We start from the raw sequence: 18,800 nt of genomic DNA, 5'->3' as shown, positions 1-18,800 counted from the left end.
CATAAGAACTGGCAATATATTAATCCGTAACTAATGACTTATTTAACAGAAGATTGCTTTTTGTATCGAGATGGAGAGATCCCTTGAAGGCGTGTAAAAGTATGAGTAAAAGTGCTTTGTCCAGAGAAGCCTGTCAATTCCGCGATCTGCCCTAAACTTAACGACCCCTGATCAATCAACGTTCTTGCCATATCAATTCGCTTACCTAAAACATATTGATGAGGGGTAATCCCCATCTGATCTTTGAACAGCATATGAAATTGGCTCTCTCCAAGGAATACGCTACCAGCAAGCTGGGCGACAGAAATTTTGTGACTGAGATGGAGTTCGATATAGCGATCGATCGCTTCAAGATCAAAACGGGACTCTTTAGCTGAGGTTTCAAACACTGAAATATGCCTTTGTAGCAACGCAACAACCGTATCGTTACAAGCTCGGCTAAGCAAAAGATCATCCGGGCTAGATTGCATTTCAAGCACTAACATTCTGATCAACTTCTGAATTTGGCTATCCAATTGAAAGTAGGTATCAGCTCGAGATAGCTGGTTGATCTTATCAAGCATTAAAGGATCATCACTGGTGGCAACAGGCATGTTTAACACCAAAATATCCGACTGCCCGATCACGCCGCCAAAGGCATGATCAGAACTTGCGGTAACCACACAACCCTGTCCTGGCCCAACTAGGTTACCCCGCCCGCTGACTTCAAACTCCGCTTGCCCTTTCAAGCCGATAACCACTTGACTGTAAGAATGCTCATGACAATCCATGTGTGAAGGTAGCGTAACTATCTCTGCTGGCCTAGGTGCCAAATCTTTGGCGATATCGTCAATTAAAGAAGGTGATTGAGTCGCAGGGGTTTTCATCTGTTTCGATTCCAATGTGGCGTGCTTAATAGATGATATAACAAGAAGCTTTGTAGCACTAAAAAATCGATCCTTTTCCACAAAAATACGCATCAACACACTTATAGGTTCACTGATTTCTGATCACCAAAGCTCTCGGAACAATGATCAAGTGCACATTAATTACGGTTAATGTGCAATCAACTAATTATAAATCCATTAATTTAATCGCTGACACTTGCATAATTTTGCGTACAGCTCAAAATAGCACTAGAAAAATTTATGCAGATTCAAGCACCTTACACTTTTTGTGCGTTCTGCTGCATTTTTTAGCGTTCATATTTGCCTAAACTATGGGCTTAAATACATAGTCGTCAAAATAATATCTTTTCGCCGATGTAACTATCTGCGTATTTTTCAATACAACTTACTGCAGGGACCTATGAGCACATTTCGCATTTCTACGCTTTTATTAGCGTTAACTCCTTTCTGGGTATCTACATCGGTATCAGCTGAAGAGCTAATTCAAGTCGATCCTGTTACGGCTATCGATGAAAAGCTAGACATAAAGCAGAACGAACTTAATACCCTTTCATCAGAGTATTCTGCTGAGAATGAGAATCTTAAACAACTTCTAAATCAACAAGCTAAATTAAAACGTGATGGTGAAGATTTTAACGCGAAACGTAATCGTGCTAAATCAGCGTTAGACAAACAGTACAGCCGTTTACTTGAAGATCCAGACACCGATCTTGTCTCTTTTCAGAAGAAATACCAAGAATCTTGGACCAATGTAAAAGAGAACCAAGCTCAGTTACTAGAGAGTAAACAGTCAATTGTTGAAAATGAGATGCGCTTATCTCAACTGAAGCAGAAGCAAGCACGAAGCAACAATGAGCTAGCGAACTTACAAGAGTCGAAAGTAGAAGCTCGTGTTAAGCGTTTAGCAACAGAACTGCGTGAAAGTGCCGTTCTTGAAACAAGCTATACAACAACGTGTTCAACGACCATGACACTAGGTGAATGTGCTAACCAAGGTAAGCACCTAACCAAACAGAAAGCGGTGAAAACGTTCCGTTCAAACATGCTTTCAAAGCTCACCGAATCCAATATAGCGAAACAAAACCTTCAAGGTGTGCAACTTAATATTCATGTTCAAGAGAGCCAAATCATCAAAAGTGGCTTCTCAGGAAACAGCGCTTACTTCACTCAAATGCAAGCACAACTGCAAGCGAAACCTGAAGCAATCGCAGCCTGTAAACTTCTGAATGTCTCTCCGCGTTACTGCTTAAAAGGCGACCAAGCAGCAAAAACTGAAAAAAATGATAAGCAATGGGCCAATGTAAAGGTTCGTTCTGATCAATATAACGATTCAGTAACCATTAATGGCGTCGACTACGGCAGTACTCCTGTCGAGATCGTACTACCAAATGGCCGTCATCAGATTACGGTATCAAAACAAGGCTACGAAACATACAATCGGGTGATTACACTCAACGGTAACGACACTGTTTGGGTAAAACTACTCCCTAATAAAGAGAGTTAAACCCAACTAGCCCAATATTTATGTATTACAAGTGAGTGTTTAATTAGCAATTTTTGTTCAATTATTTGCCAAAACTCACAAAGCTGACGTTAAAACGCCATTTTGTCACGAAGATATCTCAGATGACTTCAGACAAAATGGCGTTTTCGTTTAGAATAACCATATATTCAGAAATATGACTTAAGTAGAATGATAATGCGCCAAGGTTTACCTGCTCTCTTATTTGCTCTTGCACCTTGCCTAGTAATGACCTCCACTTATGCTCAAGCACCAACATCGAATGTGCTTAGTATAGAAAGCGAGTTATTTACTAAGCACTCTGAACTTGAAGCAGCTCAAAAGCTCGTTGCTGATAAAAGTAATCAAGTTTCGAATCAGCAAGAGCTGGTTAATCGACTTATCGAACAAAACAATCAATACAGTTCAATATTGGCAAAAGCCAAACAAAACCTTGAACGTGATTATGCCAAAATGATTGATGAGCCCGAGCTTGACTTAGAACCAACACAATCGGCTTACCAAGAAGCTTGGTCAAAAGTAAAACGAAACCAAAGCGAACAGTTAACAGCCGCACAAGATAAACAGGCACTTGAACTAGAGCTTGCACAATTAAAGGCCGAGCAAGCCGTGATTGAGCAGTCTATCGCCCAGCTAGATAATGAACAGCTACGATCTCGAGCTGATCGACTTAAAAGCGAGTTGCACCAAAGTGGCAAGCAAAAAGTAAGCTTTACTAACACCTGCCAATCAAATATGACACTGGCGCAGTGTTCAGGGCAAACGACAGATTTAGCCCTGCAAAAAGCAGTAAAACAATTCCAAAACGAGTTAGTTGAAAGCACTTCAGAACCCGCGCTTGTAAAACAAAATATCGCCTCGGCTTCTCTAAGCATTCACGTATTACGCCATAACGTTGTGAATGCTAGCTTCTATGGTGATAACAAACATAAGACAGTTGTCGATGTTGAATTAGAAGCTCGTCCTGCAACCAACGCTCCCTGTAAATTGTTAAACATCGATTCTCAATACTGTTTTGCACCAGGAGAAGAATCCGCTAAAGCACCTGAAAAAGAGGTTGCTTGGGTTAGCTTATCGATCCGCTCTAATCAATATAATGATTCCGTGTCGGTGAATGGCGTGAAATATGGCAGCACACCATTGGAAGTGATGCTACCTGTAGGGCCACACATGATCACCATAGAGAAAGAGGGCTACCGCTCTTTTAATCAAGAACTGAGAATTAAATCAGATCATACGCTGCGTGCCGTCTTACGTGAGAAAGAGAATGTGTTAAAAACAGGCCATAAATTCGCAGACGCCATTGGTAGCAACGCCAAAGCACCTGAAATGGTCGTCATTGAGCCTGGACAATTCCTATTAGGGGAGCATGGAGAGAAGCAATATAACCTTGATCATGCTTTCGCTATTGCCTCTACCCCAATCACAGTGATGCAGTTTGAAACTTTCATAAAACGAACGAATTATCAAACAGATGCAGAGTTGCAGAACATTTGTACTGCTGTAGCCCAATCAGAAGTCACTCCTATTTCTGATAGCTATTGGCGTAACCCTGGCTTTAAGCAATCAGCAAGCTCTCCTGCTGTATGCATCAGCCGCAATGATGCAACAGCATACACTCACTGGCTTTCACAAGAGACGGGCTTTACTTACCGTCTACCAAGCAGTGACGAGTGGGAAGTAGCCGCTCGCGCCGGTTCTAAATCCAATTTCTGGTGGGGAGATAACTTTGATGAAGGCCAAGCCAATACAGGTTGGAGCGGAACACCATGGTCGAATGTAAGCACCTCGCCTGTGAAATCATTCCCAGCCAACCGATATGGCTTATACGATGTCGTGGGCAACGTTTGGGAGTGGACACAAGATAGCAAAGGTGTCGCAAAAGGTGGCGCTTGGAGCTTCTCTCCAAATGAAGCTCAAGCACAAAGCGAACTCTACTTAGCACCTACGATGGCAGCCAATTATGTCGGATTCCGAGTGTTACGCCAACTCTAGGCAACCGTAACGCTCACCCTTCCCAAAAAGATAGCCAAAGGGGGGATTTCCCCCCTTACCTCAATATCAAACTTGTTTTACATTACCCACATGGGCAGGTAATGAATGTTATATCGCTCATGGTGTCTAATAGATACCTCTACATTTTTTGCAATACATGTGCTAGGAATGTGGAACCTCTTCTACACGTCGACAAGATTAATTCTTGTATTTGCCAGCCCCTCTTCAGGCTGGCTTTTTTTTGTCCAAAATGGGCCATAATGTTCAAATAATCACCATCAAGACATTACACTGTAAAAATTGCATTTGACTGCATACAATAACTCACTGATTTTGATACAATAAGTTAAATTTTCCAACGGTATTTTATTGTGTCTACAGATTTCGATTCCACTCTCATCTCTCTCTTTTACCAGCTTCCAGGATGCTGGGGGTGTAAGGATCTTAATTCTGTTTTTGTTTATGCTAATGAAGCTTATGCAAAGCTTATTGGTGTAGAGGAGCCAAACCAATGTATTGGCCGCAGTGATTTTGAAATGCCAAGCCCAACCATAGAGTGTGCAGCAGAGTTCCAACGTCAGGATGCTTTTGTTATCGCGACAAGAAAGACAATAAAGATTTTAGATATTCACCCTTACCCTGATGGCCGCTGGCACGCTCATATTTTTACCAAGAAACCTTGGTACAATGAAAACAATGAGGTGATAGGAACTATTTTCTTTGGCAAGGAGCTAACGGATACTGCCATCTTAGAAGTAGGCCATTGGATTTGTCGTGCCACTGGAATTCAACGCACAAACCGCCAAGCTGTGGGGTTTAATGTCATAGATGAGGGGCAGATAGAGCCTCTAACACAGCGAGAGTCCGAATCCCTATTTCTATTGTTGTATGGCAAAAAGCCGCAATATATCGCTCGTGCGATGGCGATTTCAGTTAAAACGGTTGAAGGCTATATTGCGAAGCTTAAAACCAAATTTAATGCCAAAAGCAAAGAGCAACTCATCGATAAAGCCCTCGATGCTGGCTTTGGCTCTGTCATTCCAAAAAGCTTATTAAAAACCCAATTATCTGTCGTTCTAAACAATGAATGCCTCAGTGAGCAGTATTAGCCTGAAAACCGATCTAAATAGCGTCCAATAAAAAAGCCTCACGAGTTCGTTTTTCAACGTTACTTTGAGGCTTAATAATCGACGATTTACAATGTAAAACGATGACACAGCATAACTTCGCAGCTATAGAACTATGGCGCTTAAAGCTATGGCGCTAAGCGGTCAATATCCCACTGTTGATCATGCTTAGAGAAAAGGAATCGGTCATGCAAGCGATGTTCTCCACCCTGCCAAAATTCAATACTTTCAGGTTTAACTCTGAAACCGCCCCAAAAGCTTGGTACCGGAATTTCACCTTTGGCAAATTTTTGCTTCAGCTCTAAATATTTCCCTTCTAAAATACCGCGCGCAGAAATACGACTACTTTGCTTGCTTGCGATTGCCGCGAGTTGGCTCTCTTTAGGACGAGAAGAGAAATACTTCATATTCTCTAATGCCGATAACTTTTCAGCCGTGCCAGTAATATGAACTTGTCTTTCTAAAGGGTGCCATGGAAAGTGAAGGCTAATTTTGCAATTATCTTCCAGATGCTGAGCTTTACGGCTACCTAAATTAGTGTAAAAAATGAATCCCTCTTTATCGACATTTTTCAGTAGCACTATTCGCTGAAATGGCTGACCATCCTTATCCACAGTCGCAACCGTCATTGCCGTCGGATCGGTAAGTTTGGCGTTAATCGCCTGTTCTAACCAAAAATTAAATTGCTCAATAGGATCGGCTTTTAGGTCTTTTCGTCTTAAACCGCCTTGTGCGTATTCACGACGAATATCTGTCAGTTCCATTTCTACTCCTTAGAATTTTTTTTAGATTTTGCGCTGTTATATCACGAAACACAAGTAACAATCGAAATTCCCCAAACCAACTCTTAGACAAACAAACACTTACAAACTGGAAGCCCTTGATAACTGGATCGCGTTAATATGTGGCTCAAACTGATAAGCTAAATAAACACCCACATGATCGGCATATCTTCGAGGTTTATTTGTCTAAGTTATCGACGTTTTCATCATCGCTATCGACCAATTCACAATTCATCATCAAATCAGTCATCATTGGTCTCGTCAGTTTAATATTGATCTTTTTCAGCGTAACTCAATACAAGCAAACACAACTACAAAAACAGTTCAACGCAAGCGCTCAGAAAGCCTACCAACAGATAGATTCTGAGCTCGCCAAATTTCAGCAAATACCCAACTTACTGGATCACGACCCACGAATAGCGGCTTACTTTGAGGGGAAATTAAGCTCTGAAACACTCAATGAGTTACTCAAAGAGTGGTCCGTTCAAAGCCTTGCTGACACCATCTACATTAACGACTTGAGCGGTGTCAGTATTGCGGCAAGTAATCATGATCAGCCCAATAGCTTTGTTGGCAATAACTACGCATTTCGTCCCTACTTTCAACAGGCAATAAAGGGGCAGTCATCCCAATACGTTGGCTTAGGGATCAGTTCGAATAAACGTGGCTACTACTTTTCATCCCCACTCTTCTTTAAGCAAACCATTGTTGGCGTTTTGACAGTGAAAGTCAGCTTGGAAAATATAGAGCAGTTGATCCGTACTGATAACATGCAAATAATGGTGATTGATAGCAACAACATCGTTTTTCTAAGCAGTTTCGCTCCGTGGCTATATCAATCAGTATCCCCTTTAAACGCAAAACAACACCAAGTACTGCAGTCAACACGTCAATATGGCGTGCAAGAAATCAGCTTGCTCACAGAGCCAAATATTAGTCCGCTTTTCGCTGCAGATCTGACTCTACCAACCGAGCAACTACTCTCAACCGATGATCACTACCTATACGCTCAACCATCGAACACAAACGGCTATCAAATTTTAGCACTACAACCAAAGAGTCAACTACTGATAGCAACCAGTGAGGTCGCTATTATCTATCTGCTGGTCTATAGCCTGCTCATCGTGGTCACTTGGTACTGGAGACAAACATATCACGCAAAAAACGCACTGCTAAACTTAAACCAAGCACTAGAAAGTAAAGTAGAAAAGCGCACTCAATTTTTACAACACGCCAATGAACAGTTGGAAAATACAATTTTCCAATATCAGCAATCTCAACACGAGCTAAAACAGACTCAGCATGAATTGACTCAAGCGGCAAAATTAGCGCTATTGAGAGAACTATCAGCCAGTATCAACCACGAAATTAATCAACCGCTTACCGCAATGAGGACTTACAGTGAAAACAGCCTGCGTCTATTAGAGATGGGACACCTAGATTTAGTGACGAGTAACCTCAACAAAATGGTAGAACTCAATCAAACCGTCGGGGATATTATTAGCCGCTTAAAAGTGTTTACTCGTAAAAGCACCCAAAGCGATACCTGTTTCGCTTGCGTGCATTTAGCAATAAATAACGCTATCGGTATTCTAAGCACTCAAGCAATACGCCAAGGCGTTACACTGCGTATTCCCACAATTGCGAATGACCAATACGTGGCAATTCACTCCGTTCAGTTAGAGCAGGTATTAGTCAACCTAATCCACAATGCTTTGCAAGCCTTAACAGAGTCGCACAACCCACAAATCGGCATTGAGTGGGAGGTGAACAACAGAGAAGGCAACCTTCATTTTTGGGATAATGGGCCGGGGATAAATGACACAGAAATTACCACGCTATTTGACCCATTTTTCACAACAAAACCAGAAGGATTAGGGCTCGGGCTTACTATTACGAAGCGAATTATTGAAGCGCATCATGGATATATCACAGCCCATAACCGAGAAGAAGGCGGATTAGCATTTACTATTCGGCTACCACTTGCTCGGTCAAATCACGGATCGGATATAAAGGAGGAAGAATAATGCTAAATCAAACCATCTACTTAATCGATGACGAGCCAGCAATCCGAGATGCGATTTCTCAAGCGTTACTGATTGAACAGATCCATGTTGTGACTTTTCCTAATGCCCTTGAAGCTTTCAGCACAATTGATATGACAACGCCAGCGATTGTGATAACAGATATTCACATGCCAGTGATGACAGGGCTCGATTTCATGACCCAGTTGCTAGGTAACAACCCTCACTTCCAAGTTATTGTGCTCACGGGATATGGCGATGTATCGACGGCTGTAACCGCGATGAAATCAGGAGCATGCGATTTTTTAGAAAAACCTTTTTCAACCGAAAAGCTTCTCGCCTCAATCTATAAAGCACAAGAAAAGCTCACTTTAGTGAGAGAAAATATCTGGTTAAAAAAAGAGTTGGAGATGCAGAGTCAGGTTGGCCCAAAACTCATCGGTCATTCCAAAGCCATTATCGATTTACGGCGCAAGCTGATAGAGCTCGAACCCAGACTACCGATCATTTTTGTTGGTAAAGTTGGAACAGGTAAACGTATCGCCGCGCAGTACACCCATGACATCCATTCATCGCCACAAGCTGAGCTTTATCCCCTTTCGGCTTATACGTTATGCGAATTACAAGAGTGCGAGCTGATTGATTCTATTTCTAAGCTTGCGGACCACTACCAGGGAGGAACGATTTACATTCACTCCGCGGAAATCCTAACCCTTGCGCATTGGCAACAACTACTGACAATTAACATGCACAACTGCCGCCTCATTCTTGCAACCAATACACTGCCTCAAGAAATTGAATCATCACAGAATCAACCGACCTCCCTTTTGTATCATTTTTCATTACCAGAACTGAAAGATAGACGTGAGGATATTGGTCTACTGTTTAAGCACTTTGTCCGTGGGGCGGCAAGTCGATATCAGTTACAGCCTCCCACCATTAAAAACTACGAAATTCAACAACTCGAAAGCTACGAATGGCCAGAAAACATCAAACAGCTACGTCACTATGCTGAGATGAGAGCTCTAAAACCTGCGGAAGAATCCCCTGAAGTATTGTTGTCTGAGTTAACCACGGAGAGCGATTCATTTTCTAAGAAAACAGAGCGTTTTGAACACTCTCTACTAATGGATGCTCTGCAACGACATAACGGCCGTTTGAAAGAAATCCAACAAGAGTTGCAAATCTCACGAAAAACGCTCTATGACAAACTGAAAAAACACCAATTAGATAAATCTCACTTTAAAACTTAGAGGTTTAATAAAATCCCAATGGCTGTTGTATAATAAGGTAATTACCTAAAAACTTTAACATTTTGTTAAAATCAGCCTAAAATATCGTTGAGACTTAAACGATGCATGCTGACAAGGAACGCACATGAGTAATAAAAACTACGACAAGCTCTCAAAGAATGAGCTTGATTACGTAGATGACAAAACCGCGGCATTGCTTCTCAATACTCCGACTAGCGCACGATTGATGCTATGGATCATGGTTCTATTCTTTATTATTGCTGGGCTTTGGGCCTCTTGGGCAGAAATAGATAAAGTCACCGTAGGCCAAGGAAAAGTGGTGCCTTCATCTCAAATCCAAATTATTCAAAACCTTGAAGGTGGTTTAGTTAAAGAGATACTGGTTCATGAAGGGCAACAAGTCCAAAAAGGACAACCTCTATTACTGATCGATGACACTCGTTTTCGGTCGGATTACCGTGAGCGAGAACAGCAAGTATCAAATCTAACGGCGAATGTTTTACAACTTTCAGCTTCAATAAGCAGTGTGGTTATCAATGAAGAAGTTTCTCAAAAGAATTGGGAAGACAGCGTAAAAATTGATTATGGAAAACTCGCTTTCCCTCCTCTATTTAGCGAACTTCAGCCGAAATTAATTAGTCGCCAAAAAGCAGAATATCGACAAGATCTTAATAGTCTACGTAACCAACTGTCAGTTTTTGATCAACAAGTCATCCAGCGACAACAAGATCTGATCGAAATTCAAGCCCGAGCCAGAAACCTCAAGAGAAGCTACCAATTCGCACAGAAAGAACTCGAAATTACGGAACCATTAGCTGAAGAAGGCGTGGTACCGCGTATTGAGTTACTAAAACTTCAACGCCAAGTGAACGATACTAGACGTGAACTGACCTCTAGCGAATTGAAAATCCCACTTCTGCAATCTGCAATCAAAGAGGCGATGCTTAGCCGAATTGATGCTGCACTAAAATTTCGTTCAGAGCAGCAAGAGAAGCTCAATGACGCGCAAGACAGGTTATCTGCCATCACAGAATCAGCAGTGGGCTTGGAAGACAGAGTTAACCGTACCAATGTTATATCACCCGTTACCGGCACCGTAAAAACACTGAACTTCAATACGGTGGGCGGGGTAATTCAGCCTGGGATGGATATCGTCGAAATCGTTCCCACTGAAGATACCTTGCTGGTTGAAGCTAAAATAGCCCCACAAGATATCGCTTTTTTAAGACCTAACTTGGCAGCAATAGTGAAGTTTAGCGCCTATGACTTCACTAAATATGGCGGTTTGGAAGGCGTGTTGGAACATATCAGTGCAGATACAACACAAGACGAAGAAGGGAACAGCTTTTACATTGTGCGAGTTCGTACCGAAAAAACCAACTTTGGTCATGATAAAGAATTACCCATTATTCCCGGAATGACCGCATCCATCGACATTATCACTGGAAAAAGAACCGTGTTGGAGTATCTACTCAAGCCAATCTTAAGCGCTCGAACTAATGCTCTAAAAGAATAATGCTTTAAAAGAATGATGCTTTAAAAGAGTAAGACACTAAATAAAAAATAGATTGGACATCGAGCTCTATCTTTTGATGAATTCGACGGAAGCCTTAAAGGAGAACAATGTGATAACTAACCTTAACTTCGTGGATACAGTGACTTTTAAATGAAACTTAAGCTAGTAGCTCTTTCATTTTCAATACTATTAGCCTCTTTTACATCGCTAGCATTAAACACGAAAGAACAACAGTGGATTGACGCTGTCACTATCACTTATGGTGAACGAGCAGGGAAAAGAGTAAACACTTGGCGAAATCAGATTGCGAAGTTTCATCAGTTGCCTGAAAAACAGCAACTCACTTCAGTCAATCGATTCTTTAATCAGCTCTATTTTGTTAATGATATCGATTTATGGGGAAAAAAGGATTATTGGGCAACACCGCTAGAGTTTCTAGGTAGTAATGCTGGAGATTGTGAGGATTTTACTATCGCCAAATACTTTTCATTACTCGAACTTGGTGTATCAGATAAGAAACTTCGTTTGGTGTATGTTAAAGCAATAGAACTGAATCAGTTTCATATGGTATTAGCCTATTATTCAAAACCCAGCGCCGAGCCTCTGATTTTAGACAACATTAATCCTGAAATAAAACGAGCGTCTTCACGCCCAGATTTACTACCGATTTATAGCTTTAACGGTAAAAACTTGTGGCTAATGAAGTCAAAGAACTCAAGCGGAAAATTAGCTGGTAAGTCATCAAGGCTCAGCTTGTGGAACGATTTACGCTCTAGAGAGCGAAACTTAAACTTAAATAAACCAATTATAAATTATGATGAGTAAGCACTATGACTTTATATAGACAACTTGTCGTGGGGATGACAGCGGTATTTTTGATGCTCATAGCGTCAGTGTTCATTATCGAATTCAATACCACTCGCGATAACCTAGAGCAGCAGCAACGCTCTGAAGTAAATAATACAATCAATACCGTTGGCTTGGCACTCGCCCCTTACTTAAAAGACAATGACACTGTCGCCGTTGAATCAGTAATCAATGCCCTGTTTGATGGAAGTTCGTATTCAGTGGTCAGGCTTATTTTTCTAGATTCAGGTGAAGAAATTCTCCGTTCATACCCTGTCGGTTCGAAAGAGGTTCCAACTTGGTTCACTGACCTTCCTTTATTTGAAAAAATACATGATCGCCGAGTCGTCACCAGCGGATGGATGCAACTTGCGGAAGTTGAAATCGTCAGTCATCCCGGCCCTGCCTACTTACAACTGTGGAAAGCATTTATCGATTTGATCACCGTTTTTAGTGGCATCTTTCTCATAGGGTTAATCTCGATATCTTTGATTTTAAGACACGCTTTAATTCCACTAAAACAGATCGTCAACAAAATGGACCAAATTGCCAACAATCAATTTGGTGAACCGTTAGAAAGACCAAACACCAAAGATCTCATTTCTGTTGTTGACGGTATCAACCACATGTCGACGCAAGTTGAGATTGCTTTTCAAGCCCAAGCCAAAGAAGCTCAAAAATTACGAGACCGAGCTTACATTGATCCTATTTCTCAACTTGGAAACCGTGCATTTTATCTCGCCCAACTTAACCAATGGTTATCTGAATCAGCCGTTGGTGGCCTAGCCGTTTTACATGCTCAATTCATTAAAGATGAATATGATGAAAAAGGATATGAACAAGGCGATCTTCTTATCCATGATCTCTCAGCACAGCTTAAACATACGATTACCTCAACAGGTGCAACCATCGCAAGGATCTCTTCTGATGAATTTGGTTTTATTCTGCCGAATATGGATGAGAGTGAGTTAAAAATTGTTTCTGACAGCATCATCAATTGCGTGCGCAGTATGGACTCCGATCCTACTGGAATGGCAAATCCTAAGATCTCGCTGGGTGTGACATTTAACCGTACCCCAAAAACAACCACAGAAATTTTATCTTTAGTCGATAATGCGTTATCGACAGCAAAAGCAGATCCCTCTCTACCATACGCGTTAATTTGCAGTGATAAAGGACAAAACATCCTCGGTAAGCAGCAGTGGAAAACTCTTGTTGAAGAAGCGATTCACAATGGTTGGGTTAATTTCAGATTCCAAGAAGCCAACAATAGCTGGGGAAAAACATTCCATCGTGAAGTCTTTTCATCAATAGAAAAAGGTGGTGAGCGATACAGCGCCAATCAGTATTTATTCGCACTTGAGCAACTTCAAGCCAGTCACATCTTTGATGAATTTGTTATCCAGTCAATTATTGATAAATTACATAATGGTGAGTTTGACTGTCCTATCGCAATTAACCTTGCCCAAAGCAGTGTCTCTCAGCCAAGCTTCATTCGTTGGGTGAGTAAGATGTTGGTCAAACACGCCTCCATTGCAAACAAGTTACACTTTGAGATCCCTGAAAATTGCTTTGTTAATGCCCCCCACTACACCGCGTTATTGTGTAATGCCATTCGTACTGCTGGCGCTGATTTTGGGGTAGACAATTATGGTCGTAACTTCCAGTCTCTCGATTACATCAATGAATTCAGACCCAATTACGTGAAATTGGATTACTTGTTCACTCACCACTTAAACGATGAAAAACAGAAATTCACACTGACATCCATCTCTCGAACAGCACATAACTTAGGGATAACAACCATAGCATCACGCGTGGAAACTCAAACCCAATTAGATTTCTTGTCAGAAAATTTTGTTGAAGTGTTCCAAGGCTTCATCGTTGATAAATAAGAATTAAGGTTCAATTGAATGCAAGATCCGCTACTCAATTCGCTTATCTATGTTAGCCGTTATTACGGACTAGCGAATTCACCTGAAGCGCTAATCAATGGCCTACCGCTAACAGACGGAAGGTTAACGCCTTTCCTATTTCCGCGTTCAGCAGAACGCGCAGGCCTAGTAGCAAAAGAAAACCGGTCCAAACTATTGGACATTCCTCTTCTCATTCTTCCTGCTGTTCTACTTCTCAAGAACGGTGGAGCGTGTGTGCTCATCAATATAAACAAAGAGACGCAGGAAGCGGAGGTGATCACCCATGAATCTGGCATGATCCCCGTGAACTTGCCTTTGGCTGAACTTGAAGAGCAATACACTGAACGGTACTTTCTAGTAAAAAAACAGTTTCGTTATGATGAACGTTCGCCGGAAGTACTCAAAACTAGAGAAGGTCACTGGTTTTGGAGTACGTTATGGGAATCACGCAACATTTACCGTGATGTATTGATCGCTTCAATCTTAATCAATATGTTTGCGATAGCCGCTCCTATGTTCACACGAATAGTGTATGACAAAGTCGTCCCTAATCTTGCATTTGAAACCTTGTGGGTACTCGCGAGTGGTATTTTTGTCATATTCACTTTTGATTTGTGCTTAAAGTTACTCAGAAGTTACTTCATTGATGTTGCAGGTAAAAAGTCGGACATTCTGATTTCATCCAAACTATTCAGTAAAGTGATGGGGATCCGCATGGAGTCAAAACCTCCATCCGTTGGGGCTTTCGCTCGCCATCTACAAGAATTTGAATCCATTCGTGAATTTTTCACATCAGCGACGATGTCATCGTTGATCGACTTGCCCTTTGCTCTGCTATTTTTAGGCTTAATCTGGCTGATGGCTGGCAATTTAGTATTAGTACCCATCGTTGGTGTGGTCATCTTAATTATCCACTCTTTACTGATCCAAGGCCCGCTGAAGAAAACCATTGAAGAGGGATCCCGACTTGCCTCACAGAAGTACGCCAATTTAATAGAAAGCTTGGCAGGGTTAGAAACGGTTAAAATTCTTAGTGCGCAGAGCCAGTTTCAGTACCGCTGGGAAGAAGCCGTCGCTCATATGGCGAACTGGAATATTAAAAGCCGTCGCTTAACCGACAGCATCCAAAATGCCGCTGGGTTTGTTCAACAAAGCACAAATGTGGGAATGATTATCTTAGGTGTCTACCTCATTGCTGAAGGCGAACTGACAATGGGTGGGCTGATTGCAGCAACCATGTTAAGCGGCCGTGCCATTGGCCCACTGGTTCAACTATCCCTACTATCAACGCGATACAACCAAGCTAAATCGTCAATGACCATCATTGAACAAGTGATGTCCATGCCTGATGAACAAGAAGAAGGAAAACGCTACATTCATCGTCCAGTCATTCAAGGGAAAATCGAACTCGATAATGTTACTTTCCATTACCCTGACTCGCCAGTCGCATCCATTCGCGGGCTCTCCTTAACCATTACCCCAGGAGAAAAGGTCGCCATCATTGGCAGAATAGGCTCAGGAAAAACAACGCTAGAACGCTTGATTATGGGCCTGTATAAGCCAACAGAGGGTCATGTAAGGATTGATGAGACCGATATTGAGCAACTTCATCACGTAGATGTCAGACGCAATATAGGCTGTGTTCCACAAGACAGTAATCTATTCTTCGGCTCGATTCGAGATAACATTACTTTAGGCCGAACATTAGTGGACGATCGCGATGTAATGGATGCCGCTAACCGAGCTGGGGTCACGGTATTTACTCAACAAGACCCTGCGGGTTTAGAGCGACAAGTTGGCGAAGGCGGTTTGCAATTATCAGGAGGCCAGCGACAAGCCGTTGCCATTGCGAGAGCATTTTTAGGACGACCACCAATTTTGCTATTGGATGAGCCCACAAGTGCCATGGATAACCGCTCTGAAATGCATATCAAGCACCAGTTGAGCCAATTAATGCCAAGTGAGACATTAATCCTAATTACGCATAAAACTTCAATGTTAGATATTGTCGACCGCGTTATTGTTATGGAAAAAGGCAACATCATTGCCGATGGACCAAAAACGCAAGTATTAGCTGATTTGAAGAGAGGGAAAGTAAAAGCAGCGAGTTAACCTCACCTCCAATAAAATACCCTATACAACAGGGTATTTTAGGTGAAAAATCAGACATAGAACACATTAACCACTTTAGGACCCTCCTGAAATAAATATCGTAATTTCACATTTCTATGCTCTATTGCAAAATGGGCTCCTCTGTTAGGGGAGCCACTGACTTTGATATTTTTTCCAAATTTTGCCTGATTAGCATACCTGTCAACACTCTTAATCCTGGTAAGCCGATTAAGAGTGTTTTTTTATCTTAAAAATAAAAAATACCACCCTTGCAACCCTTAAGAATAATTTCAATTTTGACGATTTCACCTATCACTAAACCAAGTGCATAGTCATAATTCCCTTACTGAGACGGGTATACCTCGTGATCAACGTCAAGTATTTATAAAATATATTGAACTAAATAGTGATTTAATTCGATATTGGTCAGACATCTCAGAAATGGATAGATTAGATCAATAAAATAAAGGATAGCCTCCCTAAAATTAAGCTAACAACCATGAAAACCTACAAAATAGCACTTTTATTCAATGCAAATAAAGTTTACGACCGTGACGTTATCAGTGGTATTGGTGAGTACATTCACTCATCCAATGTCAAGTGGGATGTCTATATGGAAGATGAATTTGTTGTATCAAAAGATGTTGTTATGAACTGGAATGGTGACGGCATTATTGCTGATTTTGATGATATACAGTTATCTGAAATTGTATCGATAAAAAAGATCCCTGTAGTTGGGATTGGAAGTTCGTACCAAGATGAAACACAATACCCAGACATTCCGTATGTCGCTACAGATAACAACACAGTTGTAAGAAGTGCATTCGAGCATCTCAGAGATAAGGGAATCACTGAATTTGCGTTCTATGGCCTACCCAATGTAGAAGAAAAGCGTTGGGCTATGGAAAGAGAGTCAATTTTTAAAAAAATAATGAATGAAGGTAGTCATAAACATTGGGTATACAGAGGTGAGAAAACCTCCTGCAATACTTGGGAGTATGGTATGCACCGTTTGTCTCATTGGTTAAAATCATTACCTCAAGGTACTGGGATTATTGCAGTAACCGATTCTAGAGCTCGTCATTTATTACAAGCATGTGACAATGCCGACATCGTCGTTCCTGATCATTTATCAATTATTGGTGTGGATAATGAACGTGTCGCTCAATACCTTACTCGAGTATCACTCAGTTCTGTTGGCCATGATTGCAAAGAGATGGGAATAGAAGCAGCAAGAATGCTACATACTATTCTTGAAGGAAAGCCTCTCAAACAAAAACGAGTCATAGTTCCATCCAAGCGGCTCCATGCGCGTGAAAGTACGGATTACCGAGCGGTAAAAGATCCAAACGTTATCAAAGCTATGCACTTCATTCGGACCAATATTAAAAACGGTATCAAGGTATATCATGTCTTAGATGCACTTCGTGTCTCTCGAACTAGTTTAGAGTCAAAATTTAAAGAAGAGTTAGGCTATACCATCCATCATGAAATACATCAAACAAGACTAAAATTAGCTTGTTCGATTCTTGAAAATACCGAACTACCAATTAATGAAATATATAGTATGTGTGGTTACCCATCGCTGCAGTATATGTATTCTGTTTTTTCAAAAACGCTACAAACAACCCCAAAAGAATATAGAGAGACCAAAACAAATGAAACTTTATAGATTGGAAAATAATAGTATTCAAGTCGACATTTCACCAATTGGTGCCTCTATTATAAATTTCCAAGTTCCAGATAAAAATGGACACGGAGTTAACATTGCACTTGGATACGATAACGAAACACAATATCTATCAAATGGAACTTATTTTGGAGCAGTCGTCGGCCCTATAGCTAACCGAATAGATATGGGGAGCTTTACTCTTGATGGTACAACACATCAGCTTACTCAAAATGATGGCACGAATCACCTACATGGTGGCAAAGCTGAAATAAATAACCGATATTGGGAAGTTATCGAGCATACCAATAACCGCATCCAGCTTAGCGTGACAGTGAACAAAGGCGAGGGTGGCTATCCGTGCGAAATTAACATCCAGGTTACTTATATTCTTAACGACCAAAATGAATTAGAAATTCGTTATTCCGCAGTTCCAAAATCAAGATGTCCACTGAATATTACTCAACATGTGTACTTCAATCTTAATGGTAAAGGCGACATACTCGATCACATATTACATCTCGATGCTGATACTTTCTTACCCGTTAACGAAAATCTGATCCCCGAGGATATTGCCCCTGTTGAAAATACACCTTTTGATTTCAGTAAAGCTACTAGCATTGGGGCAAACCTCAACAAACCACATTCGCAAATTCAAATCGCAGGCGGGTTTGACCATTGCTGGATCTTAAACCATAAAGATTACAGTATGGATGTATATAGCCCTGCATCTGGGATTCGCCTCCAGGCAAAAACAGATTTACCTGGAGTTCAATTTTATACTGGTAACTTCTTAAATAATGAGCAAGGTCGTGATGGAGATGTGTATAGACGCCACGCTGGTTTATGCCTAGAAACACAGTATTTCCCAAACCAAGCTAATAGGGATAATGCAGAGGAATGTGTTTTCAACAAAAATAAGCCATTTACTTCAATTACTATTTATAAAGTCTCTAATCATTAACCACTAAAAAGCCAGCATTCTATGCTGGCTTTTTATTTTTAACTAATGCCAAATGTGTGTTCATTATTCTCACCCATGATACGGCTCATTTCATAGATACATAATCCACAAAAAACATATTGCCTATAGCAATAGTGAAAAATCATAATTGAGCAAAAATTAAATTAGGATGATTATTATATCATCT

The 18,800-nt window shown here is 41.1% G+C and carries 13 protein-coding genes; 11 read left to right on the top strand and 2 right to left on the bottom strand.

Going from position 1 to position 18,800, the window contains the following annotated elements:
• Positions 1 to 38: 38 nt before the first annotated feature.
• Positions 39 to 866 carry a helix-turn-helix domain-containing protein gene (locus OCV39_RS16405; protein WP_261890026.1) on the bottom strand — a complete coding sequence of 276 codons (828 nt, stop codon included), beginning with the start codon at positions 864 to 866 and terminating at the stop codon, positions 39 to 41.
• Positions 867 to 1,287: 421 nt separating this feature from the next.
• Here OCV39_RS16405 and OCV39_RS16400 point away from each other — a divergent pair, with 421 nt between their 5' ends.
• From OCV39_RS16400 to OCV39_RS16390, 3 genes are all read left to right on the top strand, one after another.
• Positions 1,288 to 2,391 (top strand): PEGA domain-containing protein, encoded by a 1,104-nt coding sequence (locus OCV39_RS16400; RefSeq protein WP_017052377.1) that lies wholly within the window; start codon positions 1,288 to 1,290, stop codon positions 2,389 to 2,391.
• Between the two features lie 195 nt (positions 2,392 to 2,586).
• Positions 2,587 to 4,404, top strand: coding sequence for an SUMF1/EgtB/PvdO family nonheme iron enzyme (locus tag OCV39_RS16395; protein WP_261890025.1), 1,818 nt, complete (start codon positions 2,587 to 2,589; stop codon positions 4,402 to 4,404).
• 371 nt (positions 4,405 to 4,775) lie between these two features.
• Positions 4,776 to 5,513 carry a helix-turn-helix transcriptional regulator gene (locus OCV39_RS16390; protein ID WP_261890024.1) on the top strand — a complete coding sequence of 246 codons (738 nt, stop codon included), beginning with the start codon at positions 4,776 to 4,778 and terminating at the stop codon, positions 5,511 to 5,513.
• Between the two features lie 146 nt (positions 5,514 to 5,659).
• Here OCV39_RS16390 and pdxH read toward each other — a convergent pair whose 3' ends face one another.
• A complete protein-coding gene (pdxH, locus tag OCV39_RS16385) occupies positions 5,660 to 6,295 on the bottom strand; it encodes a pyridoxamine 5'-phosphate oxidase (protein WP_017053857.1) in 636 nt (211 codons plus the stop codon).
• 200 nt (positions 6,296 to 6,495) lie between these two features.
• On the opposite strand from pdxH, the gene OCV39_RS16380 reads away from it, so the two are divergent.
• The 8 genes from OCV39_RS16380 (at position 6,496) to OCV39_RS16345 (ending at position 18,613) form a co-directional block, all read left to right on the top strand.
• Entirely contained in the window at positions 6,496 to 8,340 is a 1,845-nt protein-coding gene (locus OCV39_RS16380; RefSeq protein ID WP_261890023.1) for a sensor histidine kinase, read from the top strand.
• Positions 8,340 to 9,590: a sigma-54-dependent transcriptional regulator gene (locus OCV39_RS16375; protein WP_261890022.1), complete on the top strand. Its 1,251-nt coding sequence runs from the start codon at positions 8,340 to 8,342 to the stop codon at positions 9,588 to 9,590. Before OCV39_RS16380 ends, OCV39_RS16375 begins: the two co-directional genes overlap by 1 nt.
• Positions 9,591 to 9,714: 124 nt before the next feature.
• A complete protein-coding gene (locus OCV39_RS16370) occupies positions 9,715 to 11,106 on the top strand; it encodes an HlyD family type I secretion periplasmic adaptor subunit (protein ID WP_017053860.1) in 1,392 nt (463 codons plus the stop codon).
• A gap of 150 nt (positions 11,107 to 11,256) precedes the next feature.
• Positions 11,257 to 11,931, top strand: a complete 675-nt coding sequence (locus OCV39_RS16365) for a transglutaminase-like cysteine peptidase (protein WP_136995003.1) — start codon at positions 11,257 to 11,259, stop codon at positions 11,929 to 11,931.
• Positions 11,932 to 11,936: 5 nt separating this feature from the next.
• Complete coding sequence (locus OCV39_RS16360; protein ID WP_261890021.1) at positions 11,937 to 13,847, top strand: bifunctional diguanylate cyclase/phosphodiesterase; 1,911 nt, start codon at positions 11,937 to 11,939, stop codon at positions 13,845 to 13,847.
• Between the two features lie 18 nt (positions 13,848 to 13,865).
• Positions 13,866 to 15,980, top strand: a complete 2,115-nt coding sequence (locus OCV39_RS16355; RefSeq protein WP_113798649.1) for a type I secretion system permease/ATPase — start codon at positions 13,866 to 13,868, stop codon at positions 15,978 to 15,980.
• A gap of 499 nt (positions 15,981 to 16,479) precedes the next feature.
• On the top strand, positions 16,480 to 17,652 hold the full coding sequence (locus OCV39_RS16350; protein WP_261890020.1) for a XylR family transcriptional regulator: 1,173 nt from the start codon (positions 16,480 to 16,482) through the stop codon (positions 17,650 to 17,652).
• Positions 17,639 to 18,613: an aldose epimerase family protein gene (locus OCV39_RS16345; RefSeq protein ID WP_261890019.1), complete on the top strand. Its 975-nt coding sequence runs from the start codon at positions 17,639 to 17,641 to the stop codon at positions 18,611 to 18,613. The genes OCV39_RS16350 and OCV39_RS16345 overlap by 14 nt, the downstream gene beginning before the upstream one ends.
• Positions 18,614 to 18,800: the final 187 nt, after the last annotated feature.

The organism is Vibrio cortegadensis, from assembly GCF_024347395.1.
Lineage (GTDB): Bacteria > Pseudomonadota > Gammaproteobacteria > Enterobacterales > Vibrionaceae > Vibrio > Vibrio cortegadensis.
Note: the sequence above shows the minus strand (reverse complement) of the source record. Positions and strands in the feature narration are given on the sequence as shown.

Coding starts and splice junctions, on each gene's coding strand:
- OCV39_RS16405 (WP_261890026.1), bottom strand. CDS start 866: ATGAAAACCCCTGCGACTCAATCACCTTCTTTAATTGACGATATCGCC.
- OCV39_RS16400 (WP_017052377.1), top strand. CDS start 1,288: ATGAGCACATTTCGCATTTCTACGCTTTTATTAGCGTTAACTCCTTTC.
- OCV39_RS16395 (WP_261890025.1), top strand. CDS start 2,587: ATGCGCCAAGGTTTACCTGCTCTCTTATTTGCTCTTGCACCTTGCCTA.
- pdxH (WP_017053857.1), bottom strand. CDS start 6,295: ATGGAACTGACAGATATTCGTCGTGAATACGCACAAGGCGGTTTAAGA.
- OCV39_RS16375 (WP_261890022.1), top strand. CDS start 8,340: ATGCTAAATCAAACCATCTACTTAATCGATGACGAGCCAGCAATCCGA.
- OCV39_RS16370 (WP_017053860.1), top strand. CDS start 9,715: ATGAGTAATAAAAACTACGACAAGCTCTCAAAGAATGAGCTTGATTAC.
- OCV39_RS16365 (WP_136995003.1), top strand. CDS start 11,257: ATGAAACTTAAGCTAGTAGCTCTTTCATTTTCAATACTATTAGCCTCT.
- OCV39_RS16360 (WP_261890021.1), top strand. CDS start 11,937: ATGACTTTATATAGACAACTTGTCGTGGGGATGACAGCGGTATTTTTG.
- OCV39_RS16355 (WP_113798649.1), top strand. CDS start 13,866: ATGCAAGATCCGCTACTCAATTCGCTTATCTATGTTAGCCGTTATTAC.
- OCV39_RS16350 (WP_261890020.1), top strand. CDS start 16,480: ATGAAAACCTACAAAATAGCACTTTTATTCAATGCAAATAAAGTTTAC.
- OCV39_RS16345 (WP_261890019.1), top strand. CDS start 17,639: ATGAAACTTTATAGATTGGAAAATAATAGTATTCAAGTCGACATTTCA.